Consider the following 15283-nt stretch of genomic DNA (forward strand, 5'->3'; position numbering starts at 1 on the left):
TAAACAGCTGTTCAGATGAACGGCTGTTTTTTTGTGCGTTAAAAAAGAAGAAGCTGGGAAGAATATACAAGGCTCTTGAAGCAAAATGCTTGCCGTTTCAGACAAGCTTTGGTACGCTTTACGAAAAGGTAACCACCTTTGAATTACATATCATTTAAGGAGGAATAATCATGGCTAAATTTGAACTACCAGAATTGCCTTACGCATACGACGCACTTGAGCCTCATATCGATAAGGAAACAATGAACATCCACCACACAAAACATCACAACACATATGTGACGAAGCTAAACGACGCAATCGCAGGAAAAGCTGACTTGGAAAGCAAATCCTTGGAAGAGCTTGTTGCAGGTGTTAACGAACTTCCTTCTGACGTACAGACAGCTGTACGCAACAATGGTGGCGGCCATTACAACCACAGCCTATTCTGGAAGCTTCTTTCTCCAAATGGCGGCGGTGAGCCAACTGGCGAAGTAGCAAGTGCCATTGCAAACAAATACGGTACACTGGATAAATTCAAAGAAGAATTCGCAGCTGCAGCAGCAGGCCGTTTCGGTTCTGGCTGGGCTTGGCTAATTGTAGAAAACGGTGAAGTGGATATCGTATCTACGCCAAACCAAGACAATCCTGTAATGGAAGGCAAGACACCAATTCTTGGCCTTGATGTATGGGAGCATGCATACTACTTGAAATATCAAAACAAACGTCCTGATTACATCAGTGCTTTCTGGAACGTTGTAAACTGGGATGAAGTAGAGCGTCTTTACAGAGAAGCAAAATAAGACGGTTATTCAAAAAGATACCAGCTTTTAGCTGGTGTCTTTTTTTTGTGCATATCTCTTTTCGGATGGCAGATACTAAGTAGCAGTAAAAGGAGATGGCATTATGAAGCCGAACTTATTTACCGCGGATTCTGCCAGAAAAGAGCTGCATGTGCTGCTAATTATCGGGGCCCTTTACTCTCTCGGTATCTTTCTGTCGAATACGTTCGTCAATATTTACTTATGGAAACAGACCAATGATCTGATCAATATCGCGGTGTACAATTTAGCAATTTATGTTGCTCAAACAATTCTCTTTACATTATCTGGAAGCTGGGCAAAGCGAATCGATCGAGTCATCATACTCCGCATAGGGGTATTTTTCCTTAGTGTGTTTTTCCTTCTTGTTTTATTTACGGGGGAAAAAGCAGCTTCTTATAACTTGCTTCTTGGTGCGGTGCTTGGAATAGGCTATGGGATGTACTGGCTGGCTTATTCTGTGCTTACTTTCGAAGTAACAGAACCAGAAACAAGAGACTTTTTCAATGGTGTATCAGGACTATTGCAATCTTTAACAGGTATGATCGGACCGTTTGTTGCCGGTTATATCATTACCAGAATGAATAATTCTCATGGTTACACACTGATTTTCGCTGTATCGTTCTTTTTGTTCCTTTTGGCCGTCATATGTACAGCAGGTATCAAAAGAAGAGGAGCAGAAGGTAAATTCGGGCTGATGCAAGCATGGAAGGAAGTCAAACATGATGCTGCTTGGCGCAATACAGTGCTTGCGCATGTGTTCCAAGGTGTGAGAGAAGGTATCTATACATTCATCATCTCTGTCTGGGTTTTTATCGTTACAAATAGTGAGCTTTCGCTTGGTACGTTTAATCTTGTCTATTCCGCATTTTCGTTTATCTTCTATTATATAGCAACCCGTTATATTAAAAGCAGGCAAAGAAAGACGGCTATCTTCCTTAGTGGTGTTGCGCTTTCACTAAGTGTCGTGCTTCTACTGGTTGAGCTTAATTTTACTACCTTGCTGATTTATGCTGCTATCATCGGTGTTTTCTATCCGATTCTCTATGTGCCTTATTTGTCCCTTTCGTATGATGTGATCGGTAAGGCGAGGGATGCTGCAAAACTGCGGGTGGAATATATAGTCCTTAGCGATGCAGCAACAAACATAGGCAGGATTGTATCTGTTGTGCTTTTGCTTATCGGGGTAGGGATCTGGGCAGAAGCTTCCATTCCTTACCTGATGTTCATTCTTGGAACAGGCCCATTTTTCATCTACTTTTTCACGAGGCATATCAAGAGCTTCGCACCAGCTGCTTCGGTTAAGAAGCTTCCGAAAAATGAAATTGCAGGAGACGACAATCGCTGACAGTCTATAGTAGAAGCGGACCGAGGATGATGATATAATGGGACCAGTATGTAAGAATGGGGGAACATTATGTCTAAAAAAAGGAAGAAGAAGCGTGCGCTGCTTCCTTTCCGTCTCAATGTTTTGTTTGCGATTGTTTTCCTGCTGTTCTCAGCCTTGGTTCTGCAGCTCGGAGTTGTGCAGATAATCAATGGGGAAGAGCACCAGGCAGTATTGGAAGAGACGACAAATGATATCGCTGAAATTTCTGTTCCGCGCGGAATGATTTATGATAGCGAAGGAAATGTGATTGTCGGGAATGAGCCAGTCTATTCGATCACATATACTCCGCCAAAAAACGGAGATTCTTCTGAAAAACGTTTGGAGATTGCCACAAAGCTTGCCGATATCATCAAGATGGATGACAAGGCAATCGACAAGATCACCGAGCGTGAGTACAAAGAGTATTGGTACGTTTTGAACTCAGACGAAGCAAACAATAGGATCACTGCTTCAGAAAAAGAGACCCTGGATGACTCAGAAGTTTACGATCTTACTTTAGACCGGATAACGGAGGATGACTATAAGGAACTTGAGAGTGATGATCATGCCAAACAAATCATCGCTATCAAACGTGAAATCGACAGTGCTACAGAACTTGTGCCGCATGTAATCAAAAATAAAAATGTCACCGAAGAGGAATATGCGACGATTGCGGAAAACATGGGCGAATTGTCCGGCATCAATGTTGCGACCGATTGGGAGCGTTATTATCCGTATGATGGTTCCCTCAGTGGTATCCTTGGCGGGATCAAGACCGGTATCCCAGAAGGAGAAGAGGATTATTACAAGTCACGCAACTACCAGCTTAATGACCGGATTGGTACGAGCGGACTTGAGAAGGAATATGAAAGCCTTCTGAAAGGTGACAAAAAACGCGTCCGGTACGTAACGGATAACAGCAACAACATCGTGTCCCAGGAGGTAATCTCCGAAGGACAGCGCGGTCAGGATCTTCAATTGTCCATCAATATGGACTTCCAGAAAGAACTGGACAAAATCGTGCGTGATGAACTGAAGAGTGCCATCAACAAACATCCGGGTGCAAACCGCTACTTAGAAGATGCAATGGCGGTAATGCTTAATCCGAATACTGGTGAAATTTACGCCGCAAGCGGTCAGCATTATGACCGGGAAGATAATAAGTATGAATCTGCTGATATGAATACTGTCTTCAGCGCTAATGCGGTCGGCTCCACCGTTAAGGGAGCGACATTGCTTGCTGGGTATCAAGAGGGCGTAGTGAAGATGGGACAAACATTCTACGATACGCCAATGAAGATTAAAGGAACACCTGAAAAATCTTCTTATAAGAATATGGGGACTATAACAGATTTGCAGGCATTGCAAATGTCTTCCAACGTATACATGTTTAATGTAGCTTTACGATTAGGTGGAGAATACAACTACAAATATGGAAATAGTGTATCCTTTGACCATGATGCATTCCGGAAATTACGGAACTATTATAACCAAGTAGGTTTGGGTGTGGAAACAGGTGTTGATTTGCCATCGGAATCAACTGGTTACGTTGGCACCACAGGACAGGCTGGTAACCTGCTTGACTTCTCGATTGGGCAGTTTGACACATACACAACTATGCAGCTGGCTCAATATGTTTCTACCATCGCAAATGGTGGATATCGTATAAAACCGCATTTTGTAAGTGAGATCCATGAACCTTCGAATGAGAAGGATAAACTTGGTCCGCTTGCGGAAACGAAGTCTCCGGAAGTATTGAATAAGATTACAGCTACGGACGACCAGATAAATCGTGTTAAACAAGGTTTCGAAATGGTGTTCCAGACACAAAAAGGTACTGCTTACAGCCATCTGAGTGCGAAAGCAAAGACATATAACATTGCAGGCAAGACAGGGACTGCTCAGACTAGTATAAATGGTACTGACCTGGAGAACTGGACTTTGATTGGCTATGCCGATGACGAAAATCCGGATATCGCATTCGCTGTCATGGTGCCGAACTTAGGTATCATAAGCGGCGGAACGCAGTATCCTATCACGTACAACATCGTTAACCGCGCTCTTGAATACTATTACGAGCATACAGCTCCGGACGATGAAGACAAAAACGAATAATAGTTATACCCAAAGAACCACTCCAATAAACGGGGTGGTTCTTTTTTTTTCAGCAAATTAATACTTAAATTTACACAACCTTTACATTCCGTTTATTTTTCCTTAATAGAGACAAGTTAATATTGTACTTGTAAGGCAAATGAACTAATCGAATCACGTAGGGGGAAAATTAAACATGAAGAAGATGAAACTATCTGTATTGCTTGCAATGTTCGCACTAGTTATCGGTGTACTTGCAGCATGTGGCGGTAACGCTGGCGGCGAAGAAACAGAAGGAAACACAAGCGGGAACAGCAATAGCGGCGGCGGAGAAGCTTCTGAAACTTCCATCGTTGTAGCAGGTTCCAGTGCGATGCAGCCTCTAGTAGCAGCAGCAGCTGAACAGTACAAAGCTGATAACGCTGATGCAGACATTCAAGTTCAAGCAGGTGGTTCAGGTGCTGGACTAAGCCAAGTTCAGGAAGGTTCTATCGACATCGGTAACTCTGATGTATTCGCTGAAGAGAAAGAAGGCATTGACGCTGGAACTCTTGTTGATCATCAAGTAGCAGTAGTTGGTATGACTGCAGCTATCAACCCTAAAGCAGGTGTGGATGATCTTACAAAACAGCAGCTAATCGATATCTTCACTGGTAAGGTTACGAACTGGTCTGAAGTAGGCGGAGAAGATCAAGAAATCACACTTGTTAACCGTCCTGATTCTTCTGGTACACGTGATACTTTCGTAAAATACGCACTTGATGGCGAAACGCCGGCAGAAGGTATTACAGAGGATTCTTCCAACACTGTTAAGCAAATCGTTGCTGATACAGATGGAGCAATTGGCTACTTGGCACTATCTTACTTCGATGACGATACTATCGTAAAAGCTAAAATCGATGGTGTTGAAGCTACAAACGAAACAATCGGATCTGGTGACTTCCCAATCTGGGCTTATCAGCACTCTTATACAAACGGAGAGCCTGAAGGCCTAGCGAAAGAATTCCTGGATTATATGCTAAGCGACGAAGTTCAAACTACAATCGTACCTGAACAAGGCTACGTTCCAATGACTGACATGAAGGTTGAACGCGACGCAGAAGGAAACATTACTGAAAAATAATATCTAAAACATAAGGTAGATGCAGTGACATACTGCATTTACCTTACTGTGGTTATAAATTAGCTATCACAGACAGCGGGAGGCCTTTTTTAGGGTGTTCCTTTCCGCTGTTTTCATGAGGAGTTGTAGAAGTTGGCAAAAGCATCAGTATCTCCATCAGCTGAAGAACGGCTGATACTAACTAAGAAAAACAGACGGTGGGACGAAGTACGCGGACGTTCCCTCGTTACTATATGTGCAGTAATTATGATTGCTGCTACCATTGCAGTTACTGTTTTCCTTGCGCAAAAAGGACTTCAGTCATTTACTGTCAATAATATTAATCCAATCGCATATTTAACTAGTGCGAACTGGAACCCAACAGGTGGCGAGAATGCATCATTCGGTATATTTCCATTTATTTTCGGCTCATTAGCTGTTACGTTCCTATCAGCTCTAATTGCAGCACCACTAGGCATCGGGGCAGCGATATTCATGTCTGAAATCGCACCGAAATTTGGTAAAAAAGTACTGCAGCCGGTTATTGAATTATTAGTAGGTATACCTTCTGTAGTATATGGTTTCATCGGACTAGTTGTCCTAGTGCCATTATTGAGAGATCATTTTCCAGGTATCGGGTTTAGTTTGTTTGCAGGTGTCATCGTCCTTACAGTTATGATTCTCCCTACGGTTACTACTATAGCAACAGATGCCATGCGCTCATTGCCGAACAGCTTACGGCAAGGTTCACTTGCGCTAGGCGCGACACGCTGGCAGACAATTCGTAAAGTATTGATTCCGGCAGCATTACCATCACTGCTTACAGCCATCGTATTGGGAATGGCACGTGCATTCGGCGAAGCATTGGCTGTACAAATGGTTATCGGTAATACACGAGATATTCCGGGCAGCATTTTTGACACAGCTGGAACATTGACAACAATTGTTACATTGAATATCGGACATACGACATATGGCAGCATTGAGAATAATACACTTTGGTCTATGGGTCTCATCTTGCTGATCATTTCGTTCGTATTTATCTTTATTGTCCGTTACTTGTCCGGTAGGAGGAAAATCTAATGAACAGCAGAATCACAGATCGTATCGCAACAGGTGTATTTTACACGATCGCAGCAATCATGGTTGCATTGCTGCTTTACCTATTCTATTTCATCTTATCTAATGGATTGCCACAGGTGACATGGGATTTCTTGACGTCTCCTTCCAGCTCCTATCAAGCTGGCGGCGGTATCCGTGACCAATTATTCAACTCCTTGTATATCCTGTTTATCACAATGGTCATCACAGTACCACTAGGGGTATGTGGCGGGATTTACATGGCAGAGTACGCAAAACCGGGCAAAATCACGAATTTTATCCGTACGTGTATCGAGATGCTGGCTTCTTTGCCTTCTATCGTCGTAGGTTTGTTTGGTCTTTTGATCTTTGTTAACATCACTGGCTGGGGCTACACAATCATCGGTGGTGCTTTGGCACTTACTATCTTTAATATTCCAGTAATGGTGCGAGTAACAGAGGATGCAATCCGGAGCGTACCGAAAGAACAGAAAGAAGCGAGCTTAGCTTTAGGTATTACAAGATGGCATACAATTAAGACAGTTATACTTCCATATGCTTTCCCAGGTATTCTTACAGGTGCAATTCTAGCTTCCGGCCGTGTATTTGGAGAAGCAGCAGCATTGCTTTATACAGCAGGCCTTTCAACACCAACACTTGATTATGGAAACTGGAATCCATTCGCAGAGAATTCTCCGCTGAACATTTTCCGACCAGCTGAAACACTTGCCGTTCATATCTGGTCTGTTAATACACAAGGACTTATTCCAGATGTACGTGAAGTAGCTAATGGTGCATCAGCGGTTCTAGTCATTGCTGTACTTGTGTTCAATCTCCTCGCTAGATGGTTGGGCAGTGTCATCCATAAGAAGCTAACAGCAGGTAAATGATGAAGAGAGGAGTTCGTGACATGAACTATACAGCAGATAAACCAACAGAAACGAAAACAGAAGATGATATGGCTGCATCCACTATTAGAGCTTCCAAGAAAGAAGTTGTACTTGATGTAAAGGATCTCAGCATTTTCTACGGTAATAATGAAGCGGTGAAACGGGCAAATATGGGTATTGAAAAGAACGCAGTAACAGCACTGATCGGCCCTTCCGGCTGTGGGAAATCTACGTTCATCCGCTCCATCAATCGGATGAATGACTTGATCCCTTCCAGCCGAGCAGAAGGTGAGATCATTTATGACGGAATCAATATTCTTCGTGATGATATCAATGTTGTTGCATTGCGTTCTGAAATCGGCATGGTGTTCCAAAAACCGAACCCATTCCCTAAATCCATCTACAACAACATTACACATGCATTGAAATACAATGGTCAGAAAAATAAGAAGGTCCTAGACGAAATTGTTGAGGAAAGTTTGCGCAAGGCTGCTTTATGGGATGAAGTGAAAGACCGTCTGCATCAATCAGCTTTGTCTTTATCCGGTGGTCAGCAGCAGCGTCTGTGTATCGCACGTACATTGGCCATGGAACCGCAGATTCTCCTATTGGATGAACCTGCATCTGCGCTTGATCCAGTATCCAATTCCAAGATTGAAGAACTTATCCTTCAGCTGAAAGAAGATTATAGTATTGTCATCGTTACACATAACATGTCACAGGCATCTCGTGTATCTGATAAGACCGCCTTCTTCTTAAATGGGGATGTCGTAGAATACGATGATACGAAAAAAATCTTCACTAATCCTTCTGAAACGAAAACAGAAGAATATATTTCCGGTAGATTCGGATAGGAGGAACGACAGCTATGCAAGTGGCAGCAGAGAAAGAGACAATTTTCCAAGTGAATGACTTGAACCTATGGTATGACGACTTCCATGCATTGAAGGATGTTAGCCTGGAAGCGTTGAATAATGAGATTTATGCTATTATCGGTCCATCCGGTTGTGGTAAATCCACTTTCATCAAGACACTTAATCTGATGATCAATATGGAGCCAGGTGTCCGTATGACTGGTGAAATCAATTACAAGAACAAAAACATCCTTGATTCCAGAGTTGACTTGGTGGATTTACGTCGTAAAGTAGGGATGATTTTCCAAAAAGGTAACCCTTTCCCGCAGTCAATTTACGATAATATAGTGTATGGACCAAAAATTCACGGTGTTAAGAAGAAAAGTGAATTGGATGAAATCGTAGAAACAACTTTGAAGGATGTTGCGCTTTGGGATGAAGTAAAGGATCGCCTGAAGTCTTCTGCAATGGGTCTTTCCGGTGGTCAGCAGCAGCGTTTGTGTATTGCGCGTGCGCTTGCAACGAAACCGGATGTCGTCTTGATGGATGAACCAACATCTGCATTGGATCCGATTTCCACTTTGAAAATCGAGGAGCTTATGACTGAGCTTAAGAAAAAATATTGTATCGTCATCGTGACACACAATATGCAGCAGGCTTCCCGTATTTCAGATAAAACAGCCTTCTTCCTGCATGGTCGTGTGGTGGAGTCCGCAGAAACGGGTAAGATATTCTCTAACCCGGAAGATAAGCGAACTGAAGATTATATTAGCGGTCGTTTCGGTTAATTACGTATTGGAGGAGAACGTATGGTAGCGAGAGAGCAATTTTCAGCAGATTTGGAATCAATCCAGAAATCAATTATTTCTTTTGCATATGAAGTAGACACAGCTTTAAAGCAAGCTATTGACGCATTATATGAGCGAGACAGTGATCTTGCTTATAAAGTAATTGAAAATGATGATTTATTGAATGAACGCGATCAGGAAATAAATGAAGCTACGATCCAATTAATTGCGATGCAGCAGCCTGTTGCGACAGATTTGCGACGTTTGGTTGCTTTCCTTCGCGTATCTTCCGACTTGGAGCGGATGGGTGACCATGCAAAGAATATCGCGAAAAGCGTAAACCGATTGAATGTATTAAGTCCGTATGACATTCCACCGGCAATCCGTGATATGCAGGAAGTTGTCAGTAAAATGATTCATAGTGCTGTACAAGCCTTTGAAGAAGAAGATATCACGAAAGCGAAAAAGTTGGCTGATTTGGATAATGTGGTAGACAGTATGTACGGTGAACTATTCCGTGACATGCTGGATGAGCGTAAGGCGCAGTCTGGGAAACATCAACAGACGATGCAGCTTGTCTTTGTTGGGCGCTTTGTTGAGCGTGTAGGAGACCATATAACGAATATCGGAGAAAGTATCCTTTATCTTGTTAAAGGTACTGCAGTTGATTTAAATAAATAAGAAGCAGCGGCATATGCCGCTGCTTCTTATTTTGTCAACAATTTAGCAATGTCATCGTATCCCATATCGGAACTTAATTGATAGTTGCCGACTTGCAGTGATTCACTTGCTTCTGTAATGTCCAAATACGTACGGAATGCGGATGCATCCTCGATAATACTGGCTTTTTGAAGTGCAGATGCTACGTCTGCGCTAGTCATGCCAGTTTCCAGCTTAAGAGTAAATGTTTTTTGCTCTTCTTTTTCTGGCTGTTCCGGTTTTTTCTCTTGTGCATCCTTAAGCTGATCATAATCTTTTTTAGTCAGCACATGGTAGTCGTTTTCTTCAAGCTCTTTTTTCATGTTATCTATACTTGGCTTTACAGTTTCGACTGCAGCTGAAGCTGTTGCAGTTTCTTCCGTTTTAGGATTTTCAGTAAAATGAAACGCAAGCATACAAATGCCTGCTAAGAGAAGAGCAGTTGCGAACCCTCGGATCACTTGCTTCATAGCTGAACTCCTGCCTGTTTAGCGATGCGGTATACATCTTCCTCAGCCAGACTTGTCTGCGTGGCAATTTCCTTGATGGAATATCCTTGCTGCTGAAGGTTCAAAATTTGCTGAAAGATAGCGGGTTTTTGTGACGTCTTATTTTGTTTGGGCTCATGCTGTACAGTCGGCAGTAGCTCTTCTTCCAGAATCTTGACTTTCTTATTCAACGTATATGTTTCTTGCATAGTCGAAAGGGTCAATTGTTCAATTTGTTGATCCAGTTGTTTGAATTTATCTTGCATGAAAAAAGAGAAAATCCATAATATGATACCGGCTGCAACAAAAGCGATAGCAGCAATTAACATGTTAGTATAAACCTCCTACTTATTGCTAACCTAGTTATACCATATCAAGCAGATGCAGGATATATAGTTTTCGACAATTTTCACTTTTCTTCTGAAATAGTTATCGTTAACGGTTGCTTACCTTACATAATTCTGCTATTATTAGATGGTCTGAAGATCGTTAAGTTTTCATACACTTATTTAAGATTGTTGGGAGGGATTATACATGCGTGTAAACATTACTCTCGCCTGCACAGAAACAGGAGATCGTAACTACATTACAACAAAAAATAAGCGTAAACATCCAGAACGCATGGAGCTTAGAAAATATAGCCCACGCTTGAAAAAGTATACGCTGCACCGCGAAACAAAATAAGCTCGACTAAAAGACTCCCCCTTCATTTGGCGGGAGTTTTTTTACATAATAAGGAGGCAGGCAAGATGGGAGAAAAAGAAAAACTTCGACAGGAAGGACTTCGTTTGCTGAAAGAAATGCCGCTTACAGATAAGCTGCATGTTGAGCATCGGCTTGCAGACCTCCTCTTTGCTTCTTCCATCTGGAAAGATGCAAAAAGCATCGGCCTGACAATGGCCCTGCCGCATGAGTGGGATACAACGAAGCTTACCCAGCAAGCATGGCTCGAGAAGAAGAGAATATGTGTCCCACTTACTATTGAAAACCGAGGTATGCAGTTTTACCACATCGAAAGCTACAATCAATTAACGGACGGAGCGTTTGGCATCAAAGAACCGATCGCCGAACGTTGCGAACCAGCTTCGAAGGATGAACTGGATCTTCTGATAGTGCCCGGCCTTCTTTTCGATACATCAGGTTATCGGATTGGTTATGGCGGCGGATATTATGATCGTTATCTAACCGATTATCAACATAAGTCGTTGTCTCTTGCAAGCAGCCGGCAGATTAAGCAGTCACTGCCAGTTGGACCATTAGATCTTCCGGTGGACCATCTTTTGACAGATGATGGTTTTCTGTTATAACCGAATAGGAGTATTCGGCTTAGGGTTAAACTAGGCTTATCCCAGAGGAAAGGAAGAGTGCAGATGTGGAAATCCCTCATCACAACGTTAACGTTGGCAGCAAGTGTCGTATTTTTGATACGAGAGCGGTATCGGGTGCTGAATGCACTTTTAGCCGTAACGGTTCTTCGCAAAGGTCTTATACGGCTTTCAATGGGATTTGAGCCCCTACGTTCCCGTATGCTCCCGATTTTATTTAAACGCTCAGTGTAAACTGGGCGTTTTTCCATGACTTTTTTGATAAACTGTAGGCAAGAGGGGGAGAGGTATGACCTACAACGAAGAAACGGCCTATTATAAGATGATCAATCATTTGTTAGCCGTTCATGGTTTTACATTAGCGAGAGCTGAAGACGACTTAAGAGTTTGTTGGCTCGAGAAGAAGCAGAATGGTATCACCCATGTTGTGAAACTTAATTATAGAACCTTTACTTGGGCAAATCATTTAAAACAGGATATTTTGAAAACGGCGAATCAGATACAGAATATGAGCAAAGGATTGTTCGCCAGGAAGACGCGTATCTATAATGTCTATTTTGGTGAACAGGAACCTGCGGATGATTGGTCGAAGCTAAAAAAACCTATGATCATCAAAAGTAAGCGTCCTATCCCGATGCAGCTTTATTATTTAGATGGCAGCTCATATGAAAAAGAGTCGGAGAAGCTATTTCGTCATTTGAAGCTTGATGACAAGATTTCTTTGACTTCTGCTGATGAACATGAGCTTGAGGTGGAGAAGAGCAGACTCCGCAGCTTGCTTGTTCAGCAGCAGGCAGACCAAGCCGTCTTTCATCGAAAAAAGCCGCTTTTGGTCTATATACTTATCGGAATTTGTGTCGTAATGTTCCTCTTGGAAACACTGCTTGGAGGCTCGACTGACTCTGCAGTGCTTATTGAGCTCGGAGCGAAATACAATCCATTGATTCTAGCCGAAAATGAATGGTGGCGAATCATCTCCTCGATGTTTTTACATATTGGGGCCTTGCATCTTTTGACAAATATGCTGTCATTATATTATCTCGGTACACTGACAGAGCAGATATTCGGTCATCGTCGTTTCTTCTTCATCTACATTTTAGGAGGAATCATAGGCGGGCTGGGAAGCTTTGCTTTCTCAGATAGTCTTAGTGCAGGAGCATCAGGTGCGATTTTCGGGTTGTTTGGAGCGCTGATATATTTTGGTGTTGTTTATCCGAAACTGTTCTGGCGTACGATCGGGAACGGTTTGATCGTCATCCTGCTTATTAACTTAGTCATCAGTTTCTCTGCTAGTCATGTGATTGATGTATTCGCGCATCTCGGCGGCTTGGCAGGAGGCTTTGCCAGTGCTTTGCTCGTTGGCTTGCCTGGTAAAAGAAATACAAGAGCGCGCATTGGCGGTACACTTTTGTCCATTGCATTTATTGCTGGTCTCATTTGGTATGGATTTACTGGACCAGTAAATGATGCACTGCGTCACGTTCTTAACGTGGAAGATGCACTAAGACAAAACGATTATTCTTCTGTGATTTCCGATGCGACCCTAGCTTTGAGTGAAGGGGAATCTGTATATGAACCGATGCTTTTATTCAATCGCGGTTTAGCTTACTACAAGACTGGTGACATGGATAAAAGTGCACAGGACTACGAGCGACTGGTGACATTAACCCCGGAGGATCATGCTGCTCATTATAATTTGGCGCTTGTCCTCCAGGCAGAAGGGAAATTGGAGGAAGCTATGAAGCATGCAAAGAGAGCAGTCGAGCTTAAGCCTGATAACAGCCAGTATGAACAGCTCCAACAGAATCTCTCTCAATAATATTGCAGCAGTTCTCTGTACTGACCTGTCTCATCCTGATAGAGGACGCGCAGATGCTTTCCTGATTTATCAAAAAGCAAGAGCGGGATATAGGTGGATGCTGTGCCTTTATCCACTGCTGGACCAATCGGCAGAATATAATTTCGATACAGTCCTTCCCATAGCCGGCTGATAATTTCCTGTCTTTCCTTATCTTCTGAAAGTCCAGGGATTTTCGTTAAGTCGGCTGTCGGAAGAGCGGTGAGTGGTAGCTCGGTGTATTGACTTGCTGGAATGGATAATTGTTGTTTCGCATTGTTCCAGACTTGCTGAAGTGTCCGGCTCGTTTCTGTTTTCGCAATCTGACGGGACTGTATTTCTTTTTCATTTTTTGGAAATGAGAAAAGTTCATGTGCACCAGATGTGTAGGAGCGAACACCGGATATTTTAAATGTGCTGGTAATTTGATTCTTATGCAGTTCAGCAAAATGAAAAGAAACTGCATCGAGCTGTTTATTCGGCTGAAGTCTATGTGTCTTCTCCTGTGTAAGCCGGCTAGCGGGGTTCTGCCATTTATTCATTACGCCAACCAATCGGCCATTTTCGTATAAGAGGCCGACATCTTGCCGTAAGTATGCTTCGGTATCGAGTGTGCTTGTCAGACGCCAATGGATGCGCCGGAAATCGACTTTCTTCATGGAAGTAGATGTATCGATAAAAGCAGCAGAGCCATCAAGCGGAAAGTGCTGAATGACAGGCTGCGGCTGCTGCATACGAATAATATAAGTGGAGAATAGGACGATGGAAAAAAAGACGCATCCAAGTATAAGCCATTTTCGCATTTGTTTTCCTCCTCATTGGACAAACTCTTGCTTATTGATACTATGTAATAGACCGATATGTTATGAAAGAGGGGATACGAATGAAGCGAATTGATCGAATATCAGAAACATTGGAAAATCTAGTGCATATACCAAGTCCTTCAGGTTATACGGACCAGGCGATTGACTTTTGCCGCAGCGTGGCAGATTCACTTGGATACCATTCAAAGGTGACGAATAAAGGCAGTCTGCTTATTACGGTACCAGGTAAAGACACAGCTCACCACCGACTGCTGACTGCTCATGTTGACACATTAGGCGCCATGGTCAGAGGGATAAAAGCAGATGGTACATTGTCCTTGGCAATGATAGGGGGATTCCGCTGGAACAGTGTCGAAGGGGAATACTGTACGATACATAGCAAAGATAATGCCTTCACTGGCACAATACTGATGCATCAAACATCTGTTCATGTTTATAAGGAAGCTGGAGAAGCAAAACGGGACGAGAAGAACATCGAGGTCCGCATCGATGAACAAACAACATCTCGTGACGAAACAGAAGCTCTCGGGATTCGTGTAGGAGATTTCGTGTCGTTCGATCCGCGTTTTGTTCGTACTGACTCAGGCTTCATTAAATCAAGACATTTGGATGACAAGGCAAGTGTCGCAATTCTGCTTGAACTGCTAAGAGGACTGAAGGAAGAAAACCTGCAGCTGCCATACACCACACATATGCTTATTTCTAATAATGAGGAGATTGGTTATGGAGGAAATTCAAGCATTCCATCGGAAGTAGTGGAATATATCGCAGTCGATATGGGAGCGATCGGAGACGGTCAAGCCACTACAGAATATGATGTATCCATCTGTGTAAAAGATTCAAGCGGACCTTACCATTATGCATTGAGAGAACAGCTTGCAGAGCTCGCTCAATCCAATGGTCTGCCATATAAGCTGGATATATATCCATACTACGGATCGGACGCATCAGCCGCGATACGTGCAGGATACGATATCCGCCACGGTCTTATCGGACCTGGTATTGCTGCATCCCATGCATTTGAACGCACACATGAAAGTGCTTTGACTGCTACATATACTTTGCTGGATGCTTATTTGAAGAGCGATATGTTTTAATTGTAAAGAATTGACCTGAAGTCAACCGGCTTCAGG

At 42.9% G+C, this 15283-nt stretch carries 16 protein-coding genes; 13 read left to right on the forward strand and 3 right to left on the reverse strand.

What is annotated here, in order from left to right:
* Positions 1 to 170: 170 nt before the first annotated feature.
* The 9 genes from CHH91_RS05750 (at position 171) to phoU (ending at position 9658) form a co-directional block, all read left to right on the forward strand.
* The gene (locus CHH91_RS05750; protein ID WP_095222516.1) at positions 171 to 782 is read left to right on the forward strand and encodes a superoxide dismutase; all 612 of its coding nucleotides are present in this window, start codon (positions 171 to 173) and stop codon (positions 780 to 782) included.
* A 103-nt stretch (positions 783 to 885) separates the two neighbouring features.
* Positions 886 to 2148, forward strand: a complete 1263-nt coding sequence (locus CHH91_RS05755) for an MFS transporter (RefSeq protein WP_095222517.1) — start codon at positions 886 to 888, stop codon at positions 2146 to 2148.
* A gap of 69 nt (positions 2149 to 2217) precedes the next feature.
* Positions 2218 to 4284 carry a peptidoglycan D,D-transpeptidase FtsI family protein gene (locus tag CHH91_RS05760; RefSeq protein ID WP_095222518.1) on the forward strand — a complete coding sequence of 689 codons (2067 nt, stop codon included), beginning with the start codon at positions 2218 to 2220 and terminating at the stop codon, positions 4282 to 4284.
* Between the two features lie 175 nt (positions 4285 to 4459).
* Positions 4460 to 5386: a phosphate ABC transporter substrate-binding protein gene (locus tag CHH91_RS05765; RefSeq protein WP_095222519.1), complete on the forward strand. Its 927-nt coding sequence runs from the start codon at positions 4460 to 4462 to the stop codon at positions 5384 to 5386.
* Positions 5387 to 5518: 132 nt separating this feature from the next.
* Positions 5519 to 6448 (forward strand): phosphate ABC transporter permease subunit PstC, encoded by a 930-nt coding sequence (gene pstC / locus CHH91_RS05770; protein WP_095222520.1) that lies wholly within the window; start codon positions 5519 to 5521, stop codon positions 6446 to 6448.
* Positions 6448 to 7335: a phosphate ABC transporter permease PstA gene (pstA, locus tag CHH91_RS05775; RefSeq protein WP_095222521.1), complete on the forward strand. Its 888-nt coding sequence runs from the start codon at positions 6448 to 6450 to the stop codon at positions 7333 to 7335. Before pstC ends, pstA begins: the two co-directional genes overlap by 1 nt.
* Before the next feature lie 68 nt (positions 7336 to 7403).
* Positions 7404 to 8189 carry a phosphate ABC transporter ATP-binding protein PstB gene (pstB, locus tag CHH91_RS05780; protein WP_286160713.1) on the forward strand — a complete coding sequence of 262 codons (786 nt, stop codon included), beginning with the start codon at positions 7404 to 7406 and terminating at the stop codon, positions 8187 to 8189.
* 14 nt (positions 8190 to 8203) lie between these two features.
* On the forward strand, positions 8204 to 8977 hold the full coding sequence (gene pstB / locus CHH91_RS05785; RefSeq protein WP_095222523.1) for a phosphate ABC transporter ATP-binding protein PstB: 774 nt from the start codon (positions 8204 to 8206) through the stop codon (positions 8975 to 8977).
* A gap of 21 nt (positions 8978 to 8998) precedes the next feature.
* On the forward strand, positions 8999 to 9658 hold the full coding sequence (gene phoU / locus CHH91_RS05790; RefSeq protein ID WP_095222524.1) for a phosphate signaling complex protein PhoU: 660 nt from the start codon (positions 8999 to 9001) through the stop codon (positions 9656 to 9658).
* Between the two features lie 26 nt (positions 9659 to 9684).
* Here the strand turns inward: phoU and CHH91_RS05795 are convergent, their stop codons facing one another.
* A complete protein-coding gene (locus tag CHH91_RS05795) occupies positions 9685 to 10146 on the reverse strand; it encodes an endolytic transglycosylase MltG (RefSeq protein WP_095222525.1) in 462 nt (153 codons plus the stop codon).
* Complete coding sequence (locus CHH91_RS05800; protein WP_095222526.1) at positions 10143 to 10493, reverse strand: hypothetical protein; 351 nt, start codon at positions 10491 to 10493, stop codon at positions 10143 to 10145. The genes CHH91_RS05795 and CHH91_RS05800 overlap by 4 nt, the downstream gene beginning before the upstream one ends.
* Before the next feature lie 205 nt (positions 10494 to 10698).
* Here CHH91_RS05800 and rpmG point away from each other — a divergent pair, with 205 nt between their 5' ends.
* The 3 genes from rpmG to CHH91_RS05815 all read left to right on the forward strand — a co-directional run bounded on the left by rpmG (position 10699) and on the right by CHH91_RS05815 (position 13308).
* Positions 10699 to 10848, forward strand: a complete 150-nt coding sequence (rpmG, locus tag CHH91_RS05805; RefSeq protein ID WP_038561326.1) for a 50S ribosomal protein L33 — start codon at positions 10699 to 10701, stop codon at positions 10846 to 10848.
* 65 nt (positions 10849 to 10913) lie between these two features.
* Complete coding sequence (locus tag CHH91_RS05810; RefSeq protein WP_095222527.1) at positions 10914 to 11471, forward strand: 5-formyltetrahydrofolate cyclo-ligase; 558 nt, start codon at positions 10914 to 10916, stop codon at positions 11469 to 11471.
* A gap of 307 nt (positions 11472 to 11778) precedes the next feature.
* Entirely contained in the window at positions 11779 to 13308 is a 1530-nt protein-coding gene (locus CHH91_RS05815; RefSeq protein WP_095222528.1) for a rhomboid family intramembrane serine protease, read from the forward strand.
* On the opposite strand, the gene CHH91_RS05820 is transcribed toward CHH91_RS05815, so the two are convergent.
* Positions 13302 to 14129: a hypothetical protein gene (locus CHH91_RS05820; RefSeq protein WP_095222529.1), complete on the reverse strand. Its 828-nt coding sequence runs from the start codon at positions 14127 to 14129 to the stop codon at positions 13302 to 13304. The genes CHH91_RS05815 and CHH91_RS05820 overlap by 7 nt on opposite strands.
* Before the next feature lie 80 nt (positions 14130 to 14209).
* Here CHH91_RS05820 and CHH91_RS05825 point away from each other — a divergent pair, with 80 nt between their 5' ends.
* On the forward strand, positions 14210 to 15247 hold the full coding sequence (locus CHH91_RS05825) for a M42 family metallopeptidase (RefSeq protein WP_095222530.1): 1038 nt from the start codon (positions 14210 to 14212) through the stop codon (positions 15245 to 15247).
* Positions 15248 to 15283: the final 36 nt, after the last annotated feature.

Origin of the sequence: Virgibacillus sp. 7505 (assembly GCF_002272135.1) — a bacterium.
Taxonomy (GTDB): Bacteria; Bacillota; Bacilli; order Bacillales; family Amphibacillaceae; genus Terribacillus.

Coding starts and splice junctions, on each gene's coding strand:
- pstB (WP_095222523.1), top strand. CDS start 8,204: ATGCAAGTGGCAGCAGAGAAAGAGACAATTTTCCAAGTGAATGACTTG.
- CHH91_RS05765 (WP_095222519.1), top strand. CDS start 4,460: ATGAAGAAGATGAAACTATCTGTATTGCTTGCAATGTTCGCACTAGTT.
- CHH91_RS05760 (WP_095222518.1), top strand. CDS start 2,218: ATGTCTAAAAAAAGGAAGAAGAAGCGTGCGCTGCTTCCTTTCCGTCTC.
- CHH91_RS05815 (WP_095222528.1), top strand. CDS start 11,779: ATGACCTACAACGAAGAAACGGCCTATTATAAGATGATCAATCATTTG.
- pstA (WP_095222521.1), top strand. CDS start 6,448: ATGAACAGCAGAATCACAGATCGTATCGCAACAGGTGTATTTTACACG.
- CHH91_RS05825 (WP_095222530.1), top strand. CDS start 14,210: ATGAAGCGAATTGATCGAATATCAGAAACATTGGAAAATCTAGTGCAT.
- rpmG (WP_038561326.1), top strand. CDS start 10,699: ATGCGTGTAAACATTACTCTCGCCTGCACAGAAACAGGAGATCGTAAC.
- CHH91_RS05755 (WP_095222517.1), top strand. CDS start 886: ATGAAGCCGAACTTATTTACCGCGGATTCTGCCAGAAAAGAGCTGCAT.
- CHH91_RS05795 (WP_095222525.1), bottom strand. CDS start 10,146: ATGAAGCAAGTGATCCGAGGGTTCGCAACTGCTCTTCTCTTAGCAGGC.
- CHH91_RS05800 (WP_095222526.1), bottom strand. CDS start 10,493: ATGTTAATTGCTGCTATCGCTTTTGTTGCAGCCGGTATCATATTATGG.
- CHH91_RS05820 (WP_095222529.1), bottom strand. CDS start 14,129: ATGCGAAAATGGCTTATACTTGGATGCGTCTTTTTTTCCATCGTCCTA.
- CHH91_RS05750 (WP_095222516.1), top strand. CDS start 171: ATGGCTAAATTTGAACTACCAGAATTGCCTTACGCATACGACGCACTT.
- phoU (WP_095222524.1), top strand. CDS start 8,999: ATGGTAGCGAGAGAGCAATTTTCAGCAGATTTGGAATCAATCCAGAAA.
- pstB (WP_286160713.1), top strand. CDS start 7,404: ATGGCTGCATCCACTATTAGAGCTTCCAAGAAAGAAGTTGTACTTGAT.
- CHH91_RS05810 (WP_095222527.1), top strand. CDS start 10,914: ATGGGAGAAAAAGAAAAACTTCGACAGGAAGGACTTCGTTTGCTGAAA.